Here is a 16,212-nt window from a genome sequence, read left to right as displayed (position 1 = left end):
GCGACCGCTTTTTTCGGGGTCAGTCGTCCGACGGCACTCGAAAGCCGGACGACTGTCGGGCCGCCGAAACCGGACTGGGGGGCGACGTTCGAACGTCTTCTTTGCCCTCTTCGATGGCCTGCTGGTAGGCATCGGGCATGACCTTCACGAAGGAGACCGATTCCCAGTCGTCCAGCACCGACAGCGCCGTTTCGCTGCCCGTCGCGGCGGCGTGGTTTTCGACCAACCGCCGTACTACCGCCTCGTCGCGGGCGTCCAAGTCGGACGAGAGCGAGACGCTCTCGCCGTTGACGCGCTCGCGGAGTTCGTCGCCGTCGCCCAACACGTAGGCCACGCCGCCCGTCATCCCGGCCGCGAAGTTCTCGCCGATTTCGCCGAGGATGACCGCGACGCCGCCGGTCATGTACTCACAGCCGTGGTCGCCGACGCCCTCGACGACCGTTTTTGCGCCGCTGTTGCGAACCGCGAACCGCTCGCCCGCGACGCCGTTGACGTACAGTTCGCCACCCGTCGCGCCGTACAGGGCGACGTTGCCGACGATGACGTCGTTCGAATCGTAGCCAGCGTCGGCAGGGGTTTCGACTACGACCCGACCGCCCGAGAGACCCTTTCCTACGTAGTCGTTCGCCGCACCGGTCAGGAACAGGTCCACGCCGGACTGGCAGAACGCGCCGAAACTCTGTCCGGCGGCACCGTCTAACCGGCAGGTGATGGACCCGTCCGGCAGTCCCGATTCACCGTGAAGCGCGGAGATGCGACCCGAGAGCATCGCGCCGACGGCGCGGTCCTGGTTCGTTATCGAACGCTCGATTTCGACCGGTTCCTCGCCGTCCAGCGCGCCGCGCGCGGCGTCGAGGAGGTCGTGGTCGAGGTGGTCGTCCAACTCGTGGTCCTGTTCCCGCGTCTTGGTTCGGCTGCCACCGTTCGCGGGGTCGGCGAGCACGCTCGAAAGGTCGAGGCGACGCGCCTTCGGATGGTCGGTGTCGCGCTGCCGGAGCAGTTCGACGTGGCCGACCATCTCCTCGACGGTGCGGAAGCCGAGTTCGGCCATTATCTCCCGAAGCTCCTCCGCGATGAACGCCATGTAGTTGATGACGTGCTCCGGTTCGCCGGGGAACCGCTCCCGAAGCTCCTCCCGCTGGGTGGCGATGCCGACCGGGCAGGTGTTGGCGTGGCAGTTGCGCGCCATCACGCAGCCGCTCGTGACCAGACTCGCCGTCCCGAACGAGTACTCCTCCGCGCCGAGCAGGGCCGCGACGGCGACGTCGCGGCCGGTCTTCAGGCCGCCGTCCACGCTGACGCGGATGCGCGAGCGAAGTCCGGTTTGGTGGAGCATCTGGTTGGCCTCGGCGAGGCCGAGTTCCCACGGCAGGCCCGCGTTCTTGATGGACGTGCGTGGACTCGCGCCCGTGCCGCCCGAGTGCCCGGAGATGTGTACGACGTCGGCTTTGGCCTTGGCGACGCCGGCCGCGACGGTGCCGACGCCCGCCTCCGAGACGAGTTTCACGTTGACCTCCGACCCGTCGCTTCCCGCCTTCAGGTCGTAGATGAGCTGTTTCAGGTCCTCGATGCTGTAGATGTCGTGTTGCGGCGGCGGCGAGATGAGGCCGACGCCCGGCGTCGCGTGGCGGACGTGCGCTATCATCTCGTTCACCTTCTTGCCGGGCAGATGGCCGCCCTCGCCGGGCTTCGACCCTTGGGCCATCTTGATCTGCACCTCGTCGGCCGACTGGAGGTAGCGGCTCGTGACGCCGAACCGCCCGCTCGCCACCTGTTTCACCGAACACTCTCGTTCGGTGTCGAAGCGCTCGGGGGGTTCGCCGCCCTCCCCGGTGTTCGACTTGCCGCCGATGCGGTTCATGGCGATGGCGTTGTTCTCGTGCATCTCCGGCGAGAGCGACCCGAGGCTCATCGCCGCCGTGGAGAACCGGGTCACGATGTCCTCGACGGGTTCGACTTCATCGAGGGGGACCGACTCGCAGGCGTCGGTGTCGAAGTCGAGCAGGCCGCGGAGCGTCTGCAGCGTCTCCTGCTGGTCGTTTATCTCCTCGGCGAACGCCTCGTACTCCTCGCCGTCGTTCCCGCGAACCGCGCGCTGGAGCGCGCCGACGGTTTTCGGATTCCACTGGTGGTGGATGCCGTTCGAGCGGTGTTCGTACTCGCCCCGTCGGTCGATGTTCGGGTCGTCGCCGAACGCGGTTTCGTGGCGCTCGCGCACGTCGTCCTCGATTTCGTCGATACCGATGCCTTCGGTGCGGTTCTCGGTGCCGGTGAAGTATTCGTCGACGAACTCGCCGTCCAGCCCGACCGCCTCGAATATCTGGGCACCGCGGTAGCTCTCGACGGTCGAGATGCCCATCTTCGCCATCGTCTTCAGCAGCCCGTTCTCCAGCGCCGAGACGTACTTGCCGATTGCCTCCTCCTCGTCCGCGCCGTCCGGTCCGGCCACCAAATCCTCGATGGTCCGGTAGGCGAGGTATGGGTTGACCGCCCCCGCGCCGTAGCCGACCAGCGTGGCGAGGTGGTGGACGGTTCGCGGGTCGCCGGACTCCACGACGAGGCCGGTTCTGGTCCGCAGTCCTTCGCGCACGAGGTGGTGGTGAACCGCGCCCGTGGCGAGCAGGGAGGGAATCGGGATTCGGTCCTCGCCCATCCCTCTGTCCGAGAGGACGACGATTTCGGCACCGTCCTCGACGGCGGTGCGGGCGTCGTCGCGGACCCGTTCGACCGCCGCTTCGAGGTCCGTGTCCGGGTCGAAGGTGATGTCGATGACTTCGGTCGGGAAGTCGGTTTCGAGCACCCCCGATAGCGCCTCGTCGGTCAACACGGGCGACTCCAGCACGAGTTGCCGCGCGTGGGCGGGCGACTCGCCGAGGAGGTTGCGCTGGCGGCCGAGACGGGTTTCGAGGCTCGTCACCAGTTCTTCGCGGATGTAGTCGATTGGCGGATTCGTCACCTGCGCGAACAGCTGCTTGAAGTAGGAAAAGAGCGGACGGTCGAAGTCGGAGAGTACCGACAGCGGCGTGTCGTCGCCCATCGAGCCGACGGGGTCCTTGCCCGCGCTGGCCATCGGTTCGAGGAGTTCGCTCAGTTCGTCGTGGGTGTAGCCCCAGGCGGCCTGTCCGGCACGGAGCGGGGCGGGGGACTCGGCGGTGTCGTCGGAATCACCCGCGTCGCGGAACGAGTTCGATTCCAGCCGCTCGGCCAGTCGGACCTGCTCGTTTTCGACCCACTCCGCGTACTTCTCGTCGGTCAGGTCGTCGAACACGGCCTCGTCCGAGACGATGCCGCCCTGTTCGGGGTCGGCGAGGAACAGCTGTCCCGGCTTGAGGCGTCCCCGCTCGACCACCTCGTTCGGTTCGAGGTCGAGGGCACCGGTTTCGCTCGCCATCACGAGTCGGTTGTCCGCCGTCACGTCGTACCGGCAGGGGCGCAATCCGTTGCGGTCGAGCACCGCGCCCACGCGGTCGCCGTCCGTCGCGGCGACGAGCGCCGGGCCGTCCCACGGTTCGACCAGAGAGGCGTGGAAGTCGTACCACGCGCGGCGGTCGCCGTCGGTCCGGTCGCGCCACGCCTCGGGGAGGAGCATGCGAAGCGCGTGGGGCAACTCGCGGCCGTCCTGCATGAGCAGTTCGAGGACGTTATCGACGACGGCCGTGTCGCTCTGGTCGAGCGTCGTCACGGGCGTGATGCGGTCGATGTCGTCGCCAAGGCGCTCGCTTTCGAGGTCGGTTTCGCGGGCGGCCATCCAGTTGCCGTTCCCCTGAATCGTGTTGATTTCGCCGTTGTGGACCACGCGCCGGTAGGGGTGTGCGAGGTGCCACGCGCCGAGCGTGTTCGTCGAGAACCGTGCGTGAACCATGGCGACCGAGGATTCGAAGCGTTCGTCGCGGAGGTCCGGGAAGTATCCCGTGAGTTGATCGCCCTTGAGAAGTCCCTTGTAGACGAGCGTCTTGCGGTCCAGCGAGCAGACGTAGAATCGGTCGGCGTCGTCGCGCGCTTCGACTCGCCGCTCCAGCGCGCGTCGGGCGACGTAGAGCGTCTCGTCGAACTCTTCGACGGACATTCCTTCCTCGGGGCGGACGAAACACTGGGCGATGACGGGTTCCGATTCGAGCGCCGTCTCGCCGAGGTCGTCGTTCTCGGTCGGGACCGTCCGCCAGTCGAAGACGGGGACGCCTTCCGCACCGAGAACCTCCTCGACAGTCGTCTCCAGTTCGGCGCGAACGTCTGCATCGCGCGGGAGGAACAACTGCCCGACGGCGTACGTCTCGGGGAGGTCGGAATCGAGTTCCGCGGCGAAAAACGAGTCCGGACGCTGGACGAGGATACCCGCCCCGTCTCCGGTGTTCGATTCCGCGCCGGTCGTGCCGCGGTGTTCGAGATTGGCGAGGAGCGACAGGCCGTCGGCGACGATTTCGTGGTCGGCGTCGGCGTCGAGGTCCATTACGACACCGACACCGCAGTTCGACCGCTGGTCGGTCGGGTCGACGAGAGAGTTGGTCATGTGCGAGCGCATGACAAACTGGCATAAGAGGTTTCTCCTGAAGGGAAAAGGGTGTGCTATTGTCAATATGTGTTCCTTATATATTGGGCGTTTACACGATAATGGGAGAGAAATAACTATGGTTGTAGTAAATGAGTACCAATTCGGACGAGATTATCGTCCGTTTCTCCTTTCCTCCGCAACTATCGAAAACTGCCCCTACTCGCTTTCGATGAGCGCTTCCAGGTCCTCGTCGTCGTAGTTGACCAGTAGTCTGGACTCGTCCTTGAACGTTTGGAGAACGACCTGCGTCGAGGAGTGTTCCACACCGTCGGTGTGGATGATGTCGTCGATGTACTCCTGTAAGTGGTCGTGGTCGCGGAGATGGGCGATTATCGTGAACGACTTGTCGCCGAGCATGAAGTACACCGTCTGAACGCCCGAAATCTCCGTCAGTTCATCGCCGATTTCGTCGTATCCCGGTCCGTAGGTGCTTCGGATTTCGGTGATAGCGGTCAGTTCGAGGCCGAGTTCGTGCGCGTCGATTTTTGAAACCGTCCCCGAGAGAATTCCCTGTTTTCGATACTTGTCCAACCGATAGTACACTGTCGAGGTACTGATACCGAGTTCGTCGCTCACTTCGTCGACGTCGATATCCCCCTCCCTGTCGAGCCAGCGTAGGATTTTGAAGTCCTTTTTGTCTAAATTGACTTCGGCCATACATAATCGATTGTAGTCGAGTTTCTAAAACTTTGCTAACGATTCGTGATTTGGATAAATGGTGTGCCTACGGATTACAACACGTGATACTGTGGTATACTGTCAAACCTCGCTTAGTTTCCGAATGTGAGACATTCAACAACCGCAATTCGCATTCATTTCGTGATCTTCCGACCTCGATTGTTTTGGAACCGTTATTGTTTTCAACCCATCACTTCTGGCCGCTCTGATTTCTTCAGGTGTCGCTCATCCGACCCGCGCGCCGCATGAGTACGTCCTGTGTAGCCACCGCCGGTTCGTCGCCGGGTCGCCGTTGGCGATAGCTGCCATCCGACTCCATCACCCAGCAGTTCCGATTGTCGGCCAGCATCGTTTCGAGAATCATCGACAGTTCCTCCCGAAGCGCCGGGTTCGTCACCGGTGTGATGGTTTCCACGCGTTTGTCGAGGTTCCTCGTCATCCAATCGGCGGACCCGATGAAGTACCGCGGGTCGCCGTCGTTGCCGAAGTAGAAGATTCTGGAATGTTCGAGGAACCGTCCGACGACGCTGTAGACGTCCACCGTTTCGCTCACCCCTTCGATGCCGGGACGAAGCCGACAGATGTCCCGAACGATGAGGTCGATATCGACGCCGTCCATCGCCGCTCGGTAGAGTTCTTCGACGATAGCCGGGTCTTCGAGCGAGTTCATCTTGGCGACGATGCGTCCCTCCTTCCCCTCGCGCGCCAACCCCGCCTCGGTGCGTATCATCTCGGTGAACCGCTCGCGCATGTTCCCCGGCGCGATGAGCAGTTTTCGGTACTTCTCGTGGCGGGTGTGGCCGGTGAAGTAGTTGAACAGGTCGCTCAGGTCCTGCCCGATTTCGCGGTCCGCGGTCAGCAGTCCGAGGTCGGTGTACGTCTTCGCCGTCTCCGAGTGGTAGTTTCCGGTGGCGATGTGGGAGTACAATTGCACGCCGTCTTCCTCCTCGCGGACGACGAGCGCGGTCTTGCTGTGGGTCTTGTAGCCGATGGTCCCGTACGCGACGTGGATGCCTTCCTCCTCCAACTTCTTGCCCCACTCCATGTTGTTCTCCTCGTCGAACCGCGCCTTGAGTTCGACCATCACCGCGACCTGTTTTCCGTTCTTCGCCGCCTCGATGAGGCTCTCGACGACCTTCGAATCGCTCGCGGTCCGATAGATGGAGAGTTTGATGGCGAGCACGTCGGGGTCCGTCGCGGCCTGCCGCAGGAACTTCTGGACCGTCTCCTCGAAGGAGTGATACGGGTGATGGACGAGCACGTCGTTGCGTCGAATCTCCTCGAACACGTCCACGGATTCGTCGGGGGTCCCGCCGGAGAGACGGGGATGGGGCTGTGGCGTCCACGGAGCGGTTTTCAGGTCGGATCGGTCACAGTCCGTCAGGTCCATGAAATCCCGGAAGTCGAGCGGTTCGGGGAGGCAGAACACCTCGCGTTCGTCCACGCCGAGTTGTTCGACCAGCAACTCCCGAACCTCGTCGGGCATCCCCTCCTCGATTTCGAGGCGGACGACGGTGGCGAACCGACGTTCGCGGAGCACCGACTCTATCATGTCGATGAGGTCCTCCGCGACTTCCTCGTCCTTTCCGACCTCCGCGTTTCGGGTGACGCGGAACGTGGAGTGGTCGATGATCTCCGTGCCCGGAAAGAGGAGGTCGAGGTTGGCCCGGATGACGTCCTCCAGCAGGACGTATCGCGTCTCGTCGCCTATTCGGACGAGACGCGGCCGGTTTTTCGGAATCTTCACGCGCGAAAAGGTCGTCTCCGACTCGTCGTCCTTCCGAGTCAGCACCGCCAACGAGAGGCTCAGGTTCGAGATGAACGGAAACGGATGGGCCGGGTCGAACGTCAGCGGCGTGAGCGTGGGAAGGACGGACGCCTCGAAATACTCGCGCAGGTCGTCTCGCTCCGCGGACGACAGGTCGTCGTACGACACGATTTCGATACCCGCGCCCGCCAGTTCGCCGTGAATCACGTCCCGATAACAGGACGACTGCTGGCGGAACATCTCCCGCGTCACGTCGAGAATTTCGTCCCACTGTTCCCGCGGCGTTCGACCGTCGGGCGACAGTTCGGTCACGTCGGCCGCCATCTGCTGTTTCAGGCCGCCGACCCGCTTGCGGAAGAACTCGTCCATGTTCGTCGTGAAGATGGCGAGGAACTTCACTCGCTCCAGCAGCGGGTTGCGCTCGTCCATCGCTTCGTGGAGCACCCGCTTTTGAAATTCGAGTTGGCTCAACTCTCGGTTCAGGTAGTACTCGGAGTCCGTCAGGTCGATGGCCGCGTTTTCGGACGTCGTTTCCTCGTCATCGTCGTCCGGTAACTCGTGTTGTGGCATGACTGGTCGCGGAGGGGGGTTTTCTGGGACCGATGGTTCAGCGGGTTCGAGGGTTCAGTGGGACCGAGGGGTGACGATGGAGTCGTCGCTTCTGCTCGTGTCCGTTCGCTGGGACGGCCGGGTGACGAACTCGTCGGCCCGATACTCGTAGGCCGTGAGCGTCCCGCCGTAGACACACCCCGTGTCCAACCCGACGGCCCACTCCCGTTCGACCGGTCGTTCGAGGACGGTGTGACCGAAGAACACCCGTCGCGGCCCGTCGTACTCCTCGAACCAGAACGGTCGGTCGTAGCTTCCGTCCGGGTCCAGCGAGCGCGTCGTTTCGAGGTCGTCGATTGAGTGTTCCGAAAGCGGCTTTCGCGGGTCCACGCCGCCGTGAACGACGAGCGCGTCGGCCCACGAAATCGCCGCCGGAAGGCTCCGAACGTACTCGATTTCGGCCTCCCCGAACTCGTCCAGTTCGACGTCCCCGTCGAGGAGTTTCTGCTCGTTGTTTCCGCGAACCGAGCGGAAGTTGTCGTTCTCCCGAACCAACTCGACGACGCCGATGCTGTCGGGACCTTTGCGAATCAGGTCGCCGACGAACACCACGAGGTCGTCGGCGGACGGCGCGAGGTCGTCGAGAAGCGATTCGAGTTCCGGCAAACAGCCGTGGACGTCGCCGACGACGTAGATGTCCTCCCACTCGTCGGCGTCGATTCGTTCGTGTGGCACCCCGTCGTCGAACGTCGGACTCGAAACCATTGTTGTAGTAGCGACCGCTCGCCGCATCGGTGAGCGGCCTTTCGACGGAACACAACCGGTCCGCGGTATAAACGGTTTATAATACCCGTCAGGAGGCGTCAGAGCAATCCGTATGTGAATTTATACCAATAGCTCACGAACTGGATTCCTCGACCGCCCGCTCCCGCAACTCCGTTCGCTGAATCTTCCCGGTCGTCGTCTGAGGCAGTCGGGCGACGAACTCGATTCGACGCGGATACTCGTACTCCGCGAGGCGGTCCCGGACGAGGGTTCGTATCTCCTCGCGGAGCGCGTCGGTCCCCTCGACTCCCGAAACGGGTTGGACGAACGCCGCGATGATTTCCCCGCGCGTGTCGTCCGGGACGCCGACGACGCCGACCTGTTCGACCGACTCGTGTTCGAGGACGGCTTTCTCGATTTCGCCGGGTCCGACGCGGTAGCCGCTCGTGATGATGAGGTCGTCGTCGCGCGATTTGAACCAGATGTAGTCGTCCTCGTCCTGCACCGCGAGGTCGCCGGTGAGGTGCCAGTCGCCGACTCGAACCGACTCGGTTTTCTTCGGGGCGTTCCAGTACTCCTCGAATATCGCGGGTTCGGTGGGGTTTCGCACCGCGATTTGGCCGACCTCGCCGCGCGGTAGTTCCTCGCCGGTGTCGGGGTCAACGATGGCGACGTCGTGGCCCGGAACGGGTTTCCCCATGCTCCCCGGTTTCGCCTCGAACCAGTCCCCACAGTTGGCGACGAGCAGGTTCGCCTCCGTCTGGCCGTACAGTTCGTTCACCGCGACGCCCGCCAGTTCCTCTTCGGCCCACGCCAGAATCTCGGGTGTCAGCGGTTCGCCGCCGGTACTGATGGCGTCGAGGTCGAGGTCGTAGGCGTCGGTCGGGTCGGGCACTTCCATCATCATGCGGATGGCCGTCGGCGGGATGAACGCGTCCGTCACGCCGAACTCCTCCACGAGTTCGAACGCCTCCTCAGCGTCGAACTTCCCCATCGGATAGCCGACGACCGGGCGGCCGTAGTGCCACGAGGAAAAGAGCAGGTCGCCGAGCGCGCCGATCCACGCCCAGTCCGCGGGTGTCCACGCCACCGTCTTCCCGAGGACGTTTCGCTCGAAAACCATCGAGTACGTCGGGCAGTGACCCACCCACACGTGGTGCCCGTGGAGAACCCCCTTCGGCGGCCCGGTGCTACCGCTCGTGTACATGACGATTGCGGGCGTCTCGGGCGTCGTCTCCGCGAGGTCGAACGAGCGCCCGCCGTCCCGAAGCAGTTCCTCGAAACTCCGTGCATCGCCCCCGTCCATGTCCTCGTCCACGTCCTCGTCCCCGTCCACCTCGACCACGTGTTCGAGGTCGGGGCAGTCGTCTCGAACTTCGTCCACCGTCGGGCGAACCGACGCGTCCACCACGGCGACCGTCGCGCCGCTGTCGTCGAGTCGGTAGCCGAGCGCCTCGGAGCCGAACAGCACCGATAGCGGTACCGACACCGCGCCGAGCTTCCAGCACGCGAGGTGGGTGATGGGATTTTCGGGTTTCTGCGGGAGGGCGACCGCGACCCTATCGCCGAATCCGACACCGAGGTTCGAGAGGGCGTTTGCGACCCGATTCGACAGCACGTCGATGTCGTGGAAGGTGTACGTCTCCCGTCGGCCGTCGGGGTAGGCTTGGAACAGCGCCACGGACCCCTTCGGGTCGTCGTGCTTTCGGAGCAGGTCGTGTGCGGCGTTGAAGCTCTCGGGGAGGTTCCACGAGAAGTTCTCGCGGGCGGCTTCGTACGTGTCGTCGAGTGTGACGTACCGCGGCATGGTACCTCGTTGCACGCGCGGGACTATCTAATCCAAGGTTCACATATCACGGTCCACTCCACGGTTCACCTGTCTCGGTCGGCACCTCGGCGAGAAAAGGGAGTCCGCGTCTTCAGTCCAGTTCAGTTCAGTACGACTTGGCGAAGTAGGCCGTCTCCTCGGCCTCGTCGCCGCAGATGGAACACTCGTCGCCGCACGGTTCCTCGTCGCGGTCGAGGGGCACCATGACGATTTCCGCCGAAATCTGGTCTTTGATTTCGGCCTCGCAGTCCTCGTCGCCGCACCACGCGGTTTTCACGTAGCCGCCGTGCTGACCGATGGTGCCGAGGATGTCGGCGCGGGAGTCGGCTTCCCGGATGTTGTCTTCGAGGTTCTCCTCGGCCGCCTCGTACATCTTGTCGAACACCGCGTCGAAGTGGTCCTCGACGGTCTCGGTGATGTCCGCGCGGTCCTCCACGACGTTCTCGCCGTCGGGTCGGTGAACGACCGTAATCTCGTCGTCCTCGACCTCGTGCGGGCCGATTTCGAAGCGGACGGGGACGCCCTTCAGTTCCCACTCGTTGAACTTGAAACCGGGGTTGCGCTCGTCGCGGTCGTCGAGTTCGACGCGGACGCCCGCCTCTTCGAGGTCCTCGGCGATACCCTCGGCGTACGAGAGCACCTCTTCGCGGTTTTCCTCCTGCCAGATGGGGACGATGACGACCTGCTCGGGCGCGAGCGTGGGCGGACAGACGAACCCTTGTTCGTCGCTGTGGGTCATGATGAGTGCCCCGAGCGCGCGCCACGACAGCCCCCACGAGGTGGTGTGGGCCACGCGCTCGTCCTCGTTCTCGTCGGTGAAATAGAGGTCGTACGCCTCTGCGAAGCCCTGCCCGAGGTAGTGGCTCGTCGCGCCCTGCACCGACTTGCCGTCGGGCATGAGCGCCTCGACGGTCGTCGTGGTGTCCGCGCCGGGGAACTTGTCGTGTTCGGGCTTGCGGCCGGGCATGACCGGAATCGCCAGCACCTCCTCGAAGACCCGCTGGTACTGCTCGAGGCGGGTCATCGTCTCGTCCCACGCCTCCTCCTCGGTCTCGTGGGCCGTGTGACCTTCCTGCCAGAGGAACTCCTTCGTGCGGAAGAACGGCTTGGTGTCCGTCGCCTCCCACCGAATCACGCTACACCACTGGTTGAGTCGGAGCGGCAGGTCGCGGTGGCTCCGCACCCACTGGCTCATGAACGGCGTGATGATGCTCTCGCTGGTGGGGCGGAACGCGAGGCGCTCGTCCAGTTCGTCGTGCCCGCCGTGGGTGACCCACGCGACTTCCGGGTCGAACCCTTCCACGATGTCGCTCTCGCGTTCGAGGTAGCTCTCGGGGATGAGCGCGGGGAAGTAGGCGTTCTGCGCGCCCGTGTCTTTGAACCAGCCGTCGAGGTGGTCCTGCAGGCCCTCCCAGAGGGCGTACCCGCGGGGCCGGGTCACGATGAACCCGCCCATCGGCGCGTAGTCGGCGAGACCCGCCTTCAGAACCACTTCGGCGTACCAGTCGCCGGGACTGTACGATTTGGACTCGGTGATGCCGAGTTCCTGGTCGTCGTTGCTCATTACTCCTATCCAGTCCGGTTGCACTCTTAAATGTCCTGAAGCGACGGCAAGGAGGGGTGATTTTGGACGTTCGAGGAGTGCGTTTACTTCTTCGGAGGTAGTCTGGTTTCGCTGTGATTGCAGTTACTGAGAAGCAGATCTCGAAAGCCCCCGCCACGCTCGCGGTTGCTCAGTGACATCTCTCCTTGACTCACTTCGTTCGCCAGCGTCGAGAGGGGTCACTGAGACAACCACGATGAACGCGAGACCGGACGGCCCCTTTCATTCCCACCCGACCGCAACCGCCCCGAACCACATCCTCCCCAACCGACTCCTCCGCTCGTCGCTGGCGCTCCTCGGTCGTCATCCCTCGCGCGGCTTCGAGGGGTTGGTTCGGCCGTCCGCACCGCTGGTTCGCGGTTTCGCCAGACTCCGTCTGGCTGACTGCCGAGCGTTGCTCGGCAATTTCACCGCTCACCCAGAGGTTTCGAAGAAACCTCGCTGGCCTCACCACCCCATCAGCGCGCGCCACTGTGGAAATTCGTCCGCGAGATAGGGACCAGCCACACTGGCGCGTGCGTCAGAAGGCCCGCAACCGACCGCAGGTTGCGGGCCGCCTGGCCAGCGCGAGGGACGACTGAGCGCACGCGAAGGAGTCGGTTGGGGAGGCGTGTGGGCGGTAGCGGTTGCGGTTTCATTGACGTCTGTATTTGCAATCACAGCAATACAGCCACGAATCGTAGCGAACGGACGGATTGCAGACGAGTACCGAACACGATTCGTCAATAGACGCGAATTCGCACTCAAAATTCCACGCCGGTTTCCAACTCCTCTTCGAGCATCTCGTCGCCGTCCGAATCGAACCGGAACCACCCGGAAAACGGCTCTCCCGAGAGCAAATACGGCATCCAGAGGCGGTCGTCCTCCCACATCTCGCCGTAGGGAATGTCCTCGACGTCGAACCATCGCGGGTCGGCCTCCTCGGTCTCTTGGGGGGCTCCCGAAAATTCCTCGGCGCGGAAGACGTGGACGAACATCTCCGGATTCTCGCCGAAGACGAACTCGAACTCGCCGACCTTGGTCGGATTCTCAACGGAGACGCGAACCTCCTCCTCGACCTCACGAACCGCGGCCTCGCGGGGCGTCTCGCCGTCCTCGACTTTTCCGCCGGGACCGACGAGTTTCCCCTCGCCGAGGCCGCGTTTCTTGCGGATGAGGAGGATTTCGTCGCCGCGAATCGGATAACAGAGCGTCGCGGGTTGCATGTCTGTTCGCTGTCACTCCGATTTAATCAGTGTTCCGAACGGTCGGAGGGGCCGGGGCGAACCCTTTTACGTTCAGCCAATCAACACGAAATCATGAAAGCGCCGGTCATCAGCGCACCCACGGGCGGACCGAAGCGCCGGTGGTTCAAGTGGCTCGGAGCGTTCATGCTGTTGCTGAACGCCGGTTTTCTCGTCCTGTTCGGACCGCGCGCGTTGTCCCACCTCGAACAACTCGCGCAGTTCGGAGTCGGCATCCTCGGCGGTCTCCTGTTGATACTTTCGGGTGTCGAACTGCCGTGGGACGTGGGCTGGTATCGGTTGGCCGGTCTGGGATACGTTTGCCTCGCGGTGTCGTTCCTGTTCACCGGCGTTCTCGCCGACAACGGACTCGGCTGGATTGCGGTGAACGCGGTCGGCGCGCTTTCGCTCGCCTTCTTCGGCTTCGACATGATGCGCGGCGGGCGACATTTCAAAGTGGACGCAGACGCCGAGGTCTAACTCACTTCACCGAAAACGGACTTTCGCCTTCCGTCCAGTCCCACCCCGGCAGTCGCGTCTGGAATCCGGCGGCGAGGGCGGCGTCCAAGTCGTCCACGCCCGCCGCCTCGTCGTCCACGTGGTGCATGATGTCCGCGTAGTGGAACGTGGCCTCGCCGAGCAGGCGGAGGGGTTGGTTCCCGGCAATCATTCCGGCGAGTTCTCGCCCGAGGAGTTCGTCCACGACGAATCCGGGGTAGTCGTTTTCGACGTCGAGGTCACGGAGTAGGGCGACGAGTGCGGCGACGTTCACCGCGAGGTCGCCGTCGGCGAACACGGCGTCCACTTCGCGTCGGTAGTCGGCGACGGAGACGGAATCGACCTCCGTGCCGAACGCCTCGCCGAGGTTCGCTCGAACGTCGTCGATGAGCGATACGACTTCCGTTCGTTCCCGGACCCACTCGTGTTCGTCCGCGACGGTCGCAGGGGAGAGTTGCATGGGGAATACGTCGTGGAGAGTAGATTTAGGGGTTTTGAGAAGGCTTTTATAACCACACCGTTTAGTGGGGGATAAGCGGGTTTTCCTGTGTCACCCATGAGCAGTTTGCTTTCGGAGACCAGGACCACATTATGCGCGTTGACGCGTATGCTCCAATCCCGCAGAACAAGCGAGACAATCTATGCTGTGCTGTATACGTCGTAGTGGTCACGGTGTTCGAAACCACCGACTGCGACAATCCCAGATACGCCGGACCAACAGCATTCGCTCTCCCAACGGACGAAGCGGACTGTTTTCACCATGAGTAAAGTAGAGCAACAACTCGAAGACCTCAAAGCAACGATTACGAGCGAACTCCCGAGCGACATTTCGGTATCCGACGTCAAGTACGAAGGGCCGGAACTCGTCGTCTACACGCGCGACCCGAAGAAGTTCGCGCGCAACGGCGACCTGATCCGAAAGCTGGCGAGCCAACTGCGAAAGCGCATCACGGTTCGCCCCGACCCCGACGTCCTCTCACGCCCCGACACGGCGCGCGAGGACATCCTTGACGTCATCCCCGAGGAAGCGGGCGTGACGGACCTCGACTTCCACGCCGATACCGGCGAAGTCGTCATTCAGGCCGAGAAACCCGGCATGGTCATCGGCAAGCACGGGAGTACGCTCCGAGAGATAACCCAAGAAGTCGGCTGGACGCCCGAAGTCGTCAGGACGCCGCCCATCGAATCCTCGACGGTTTCCAATGTCCGGAACTTCCTCAAACAGGAACGCGACGACCGTCGCAACATCCTGGAGAAGGTCGGCCGACAGATACACCGCGAGGAGATGAGCGACGAGGAGTGGGTCCGCGTCACGACGCTCGGCTGTTGCCGCGAAGTCGGTCGGGCGAGCTTCATCCTCTCGACGCCCGAAACCCGCATCCTCATCGACTGTGGCGACAAGCCCGGTTCCGACGACGTGCCGTACCTCCAAGTCGAGGAGGCGCTCGGCGCGGGTGCCGCCACCATCGACGCCGTGGTGCTCACCCACGCTCACCTCGACCACAGCGCGCTCATTCCGCTCCTGTTCAAGTACGGCTACGACGGCCCGATTTACACGACCGAACCGACCCGCGACCTGATGGGACTGCTCCAACTCGACTACCTCGACGTGGCCGCGAAGGAGGGCCGCGTCCCGCCGTACGAGAGCGAGATGGTTCGGGAAGCGCTCAAACACACCATTCCGCTGGAGTACGGCGACGTCACTGACATCGCGCCCGACGTGAAACTCACGTTCCACAACGCGGGTCACATCCTCGGCTCCGCGGTGACGCACTTCCACATCGGCGACGGCCTGTACAACGTGGCGTTCTCCGGCGACATCCACTACACCGACACGCGCCTGTTCAACGGCGCGGTGAACGACTTCCCGCGCGTCGAAACGCTCATCCTCGAATCGACCTACGGCGGTCGGAACGACTACCAGACCGACCAGAAGGATTCGGAGGAGAAACTCAAGAAGGTCATCAACGAGACGTACGAGAAGGGCGGCAAGGTCGTCATCCCCGCGTTCGCGGTCGGTCGGTCACAGGAGATGATGCTCGTCATCGAGGAGGCGATGCGAAACGGCGACATCCCGGAGATGCCCGTCCACCTCGACGGGATGATATGGGAGGCGACGGCCATCCACACGACGTACCCCGAATACCTGCGCGACGACCTCCGAGACCGTATCTTCCACGAGGACGAGAACCCGTTCCTCGCGCCGCAGTTCAACCACATCGACGGCGGCGAGGAGGAACGACAGGACGTCGCGGACGGCGACCAGTGTATCATCCTCTCGACTTCCGGGATGGTCACCGGCGGTCCCATCATGTCGTGGCTCGAACACATCGGCCCGGACCCGGACAGCACGATGGTGTTCGTCGGTTACCAGGCACAGGGAACCCTCGGTCGCCGCATCCAGAGCGGGTGGGACGAAATCCCGATCAACGGACGCGGCGGTCGGAACAAGACGCTCAACCTCGAACTCGACGTGGAAACCGTGGACGGCTTCTCCGGCCACGCCGACCGCGCCGGGTTGATGAACTTCGTCAAGACGATGAACCCCCGCCCCGAGAAGGTGCTCTGTGTCCACGGCGACGAGAGTTCCACCCAAGACCTCTCCTCGTCGCTCTACCACGACTTCAACATCCGCACGTTCGCGCCGAAGAATCTGGAGACGTTCCGGTTCAAGTGAACGCCGGAACTCGGTTCTGAGACGCCCCGTTCGTCCGTTTTACGGCTCTACGTGGAACCGTTCGGACGCCGAAC

11 protein-coding genes are annotated in these 16,212 nt (G+C 63.4%); 2 read left to right on the top strand and 9 right to left on the bottom strand.

Translation table 11 applies throughout. The annotated features are described in order from the left end of the window. Positions 1-19: 19 nt before the first annotated feature. The 8 genes from gltB to OPC11_RS09805 all read right to left on the bottom strand — a co-directional run bounded on the left by gltB (position 20) and on the right by OPC11_RS09805 (position 12,945). Positions 20-4,507: a glutamate synthase large subunit gene (gene gltB / locus OPC11_RS09840; protein ID WP_264781765.1), complete on the bottom strand. Its 4,488-nt coding sequence runs from the start codon at positions 4,505-4,507 to the stop codon at positions 20-22. Between the two features lie 198 nt (positions 4,508-4,705). Then, complete coding sequence (locus tag OPC11_RS09835; protein WP_007979400.1) at positions 4,706-5,206, bottom strand: Lrp/AsnC family transcriptional regulator; 501 nt, start codon at positions 5,204-5,206, stop codon at positions 4,706-4,708. Positions 5,207-5,441: 235 nt separating this feature from the next. Next, complete coding sequence (ppk1, locus tag OPC11_RS09830; RefSeq protein WP_264781764.1) at positions 5,442-7,565, bottom strand: polyphosphate kinase 1; 2,124 nt, start codon at positions 7,563-7,565, stop codon at positions 5,442-5,444. A 54-nt stretch (positions 7,566-7,619) separates the two neighbouring features. Then, positions 7,620-8,309, bottom strand: a complete 690-nt coding sequence (locus tag OPC11_RS09825; protein ID WP_007979396.1) for a metallophosphoesterase family protein — start codon at positions 8,307-8,309, stop codon at positions 7,620-7,622. 133 nt (positions 8,310-8,442) lie between these two features. Beyond that, on the bottom strand, positions 8,443-10,116 hold the full coding sequence (locus tag OPC11_RS09820; RefSeq protein WP_264781763.1) for an AMP-binding protein: 1,674 nt from the start codon (positions 10,114-10,116) through the stop codon (positions 8,443-8,445). A gap of 127 nt (positions 10,117-10,243) precedes the next feature. Further along, positions 10,244-11,701, bottom strand: coding sequence for a proline--tRNA ligase (proS, locus tag OPC11_RS09815; RefSeq protein WP_264781762.1), 1,458 nt, complete (start codon positions 11,699-11,701; stop codon positions 10,244-10,246). Positions 11,702-11,891: 190 nt separating this feature from the next. Next, a complete protein-coding gene (locus OPC11_RS09810) occupies positions 11,892-12,158 on the bottom strand; it encodes a hypothetical protein (RefSeq protein ID WP_264781761.1) in 267 nt (88 codons plus the stop codon). Between the two features lie 325 nt (positions 12,159-12,483). Then, positions 12,484-12,945, bottom strand: a complete 462-nt coding sequence (locus OPC11_RS09805) for an NUDIX domain-containing protein (RefSeq protein ID WP_264781760.1) — start codon at positions 12,943-12,945, stop codon at positions 12,484-12,486. Between the two features lie 93 nt (positions 12,946-13,038). Between OPC11_RS09805 and OPC11_RS09800 the strand changes: the two genes are divergently transcribed. Further along, the gene (locus OPC11_RS09800) at positions 13,039-13,443 is read left to right on the top strand and encodes a hypothetical protein (protein WP_264781759.1); all 405 of its coding nucleotides are present in this window, start codon (positions 13,039-13,041) and stop codon (positions 13,441-13,443) included. 1 nt (position 13,444) lies between these two features. Here the strand turns inward: OPC11_RS09800 and OPC11_RS09795 are convergent, their stop codons facing one another. Next, the gene (locus OPC11_RS09795) at positions 13,445-13,921 is read right to left on the bottom strand and encodes a hypothetical protein (RefSeq protein WP_007979384.1); all 477 of its coding nucleotides are present in this window, start codon (positions 13,919-13,921) and stop codon (positions 13,445-13,447) included. A gap of 300 nt (positions 13,922-14,221) precedes the next feature. On the opposite strand from OPC11_RS09795, the gene OPC11_RS09790 reads away from it, so the two are divergent. Further along, complete coding sequence (locus OPC11_RS09790; RefSeq protein WP_264781758.1) at positions 14,222-16,138, top strand: beta-CASP ribonuclease aCPSF1; 1,917 nt, start codon at positions 14,222-14,224, stop codon at positions 16,136-16,138. The last annotated feature ends 74 nt before the right edge of the window (positions 16,139-16,212 follow it).

Source organism: Haladaptatus sp. T7 (assembly GCF_026008575.1).
Lineage (GTDB): Archaea > Halobacteriota > Halobacteria > Halobacteriales > Haladaptataceae > Haladaptatus > Haladaptatus paucihalophilus.
Note: the sequence above shows the minus strand (reverse complement) of the source record. Positions and strands in the feature narration are given on the sequence as shown.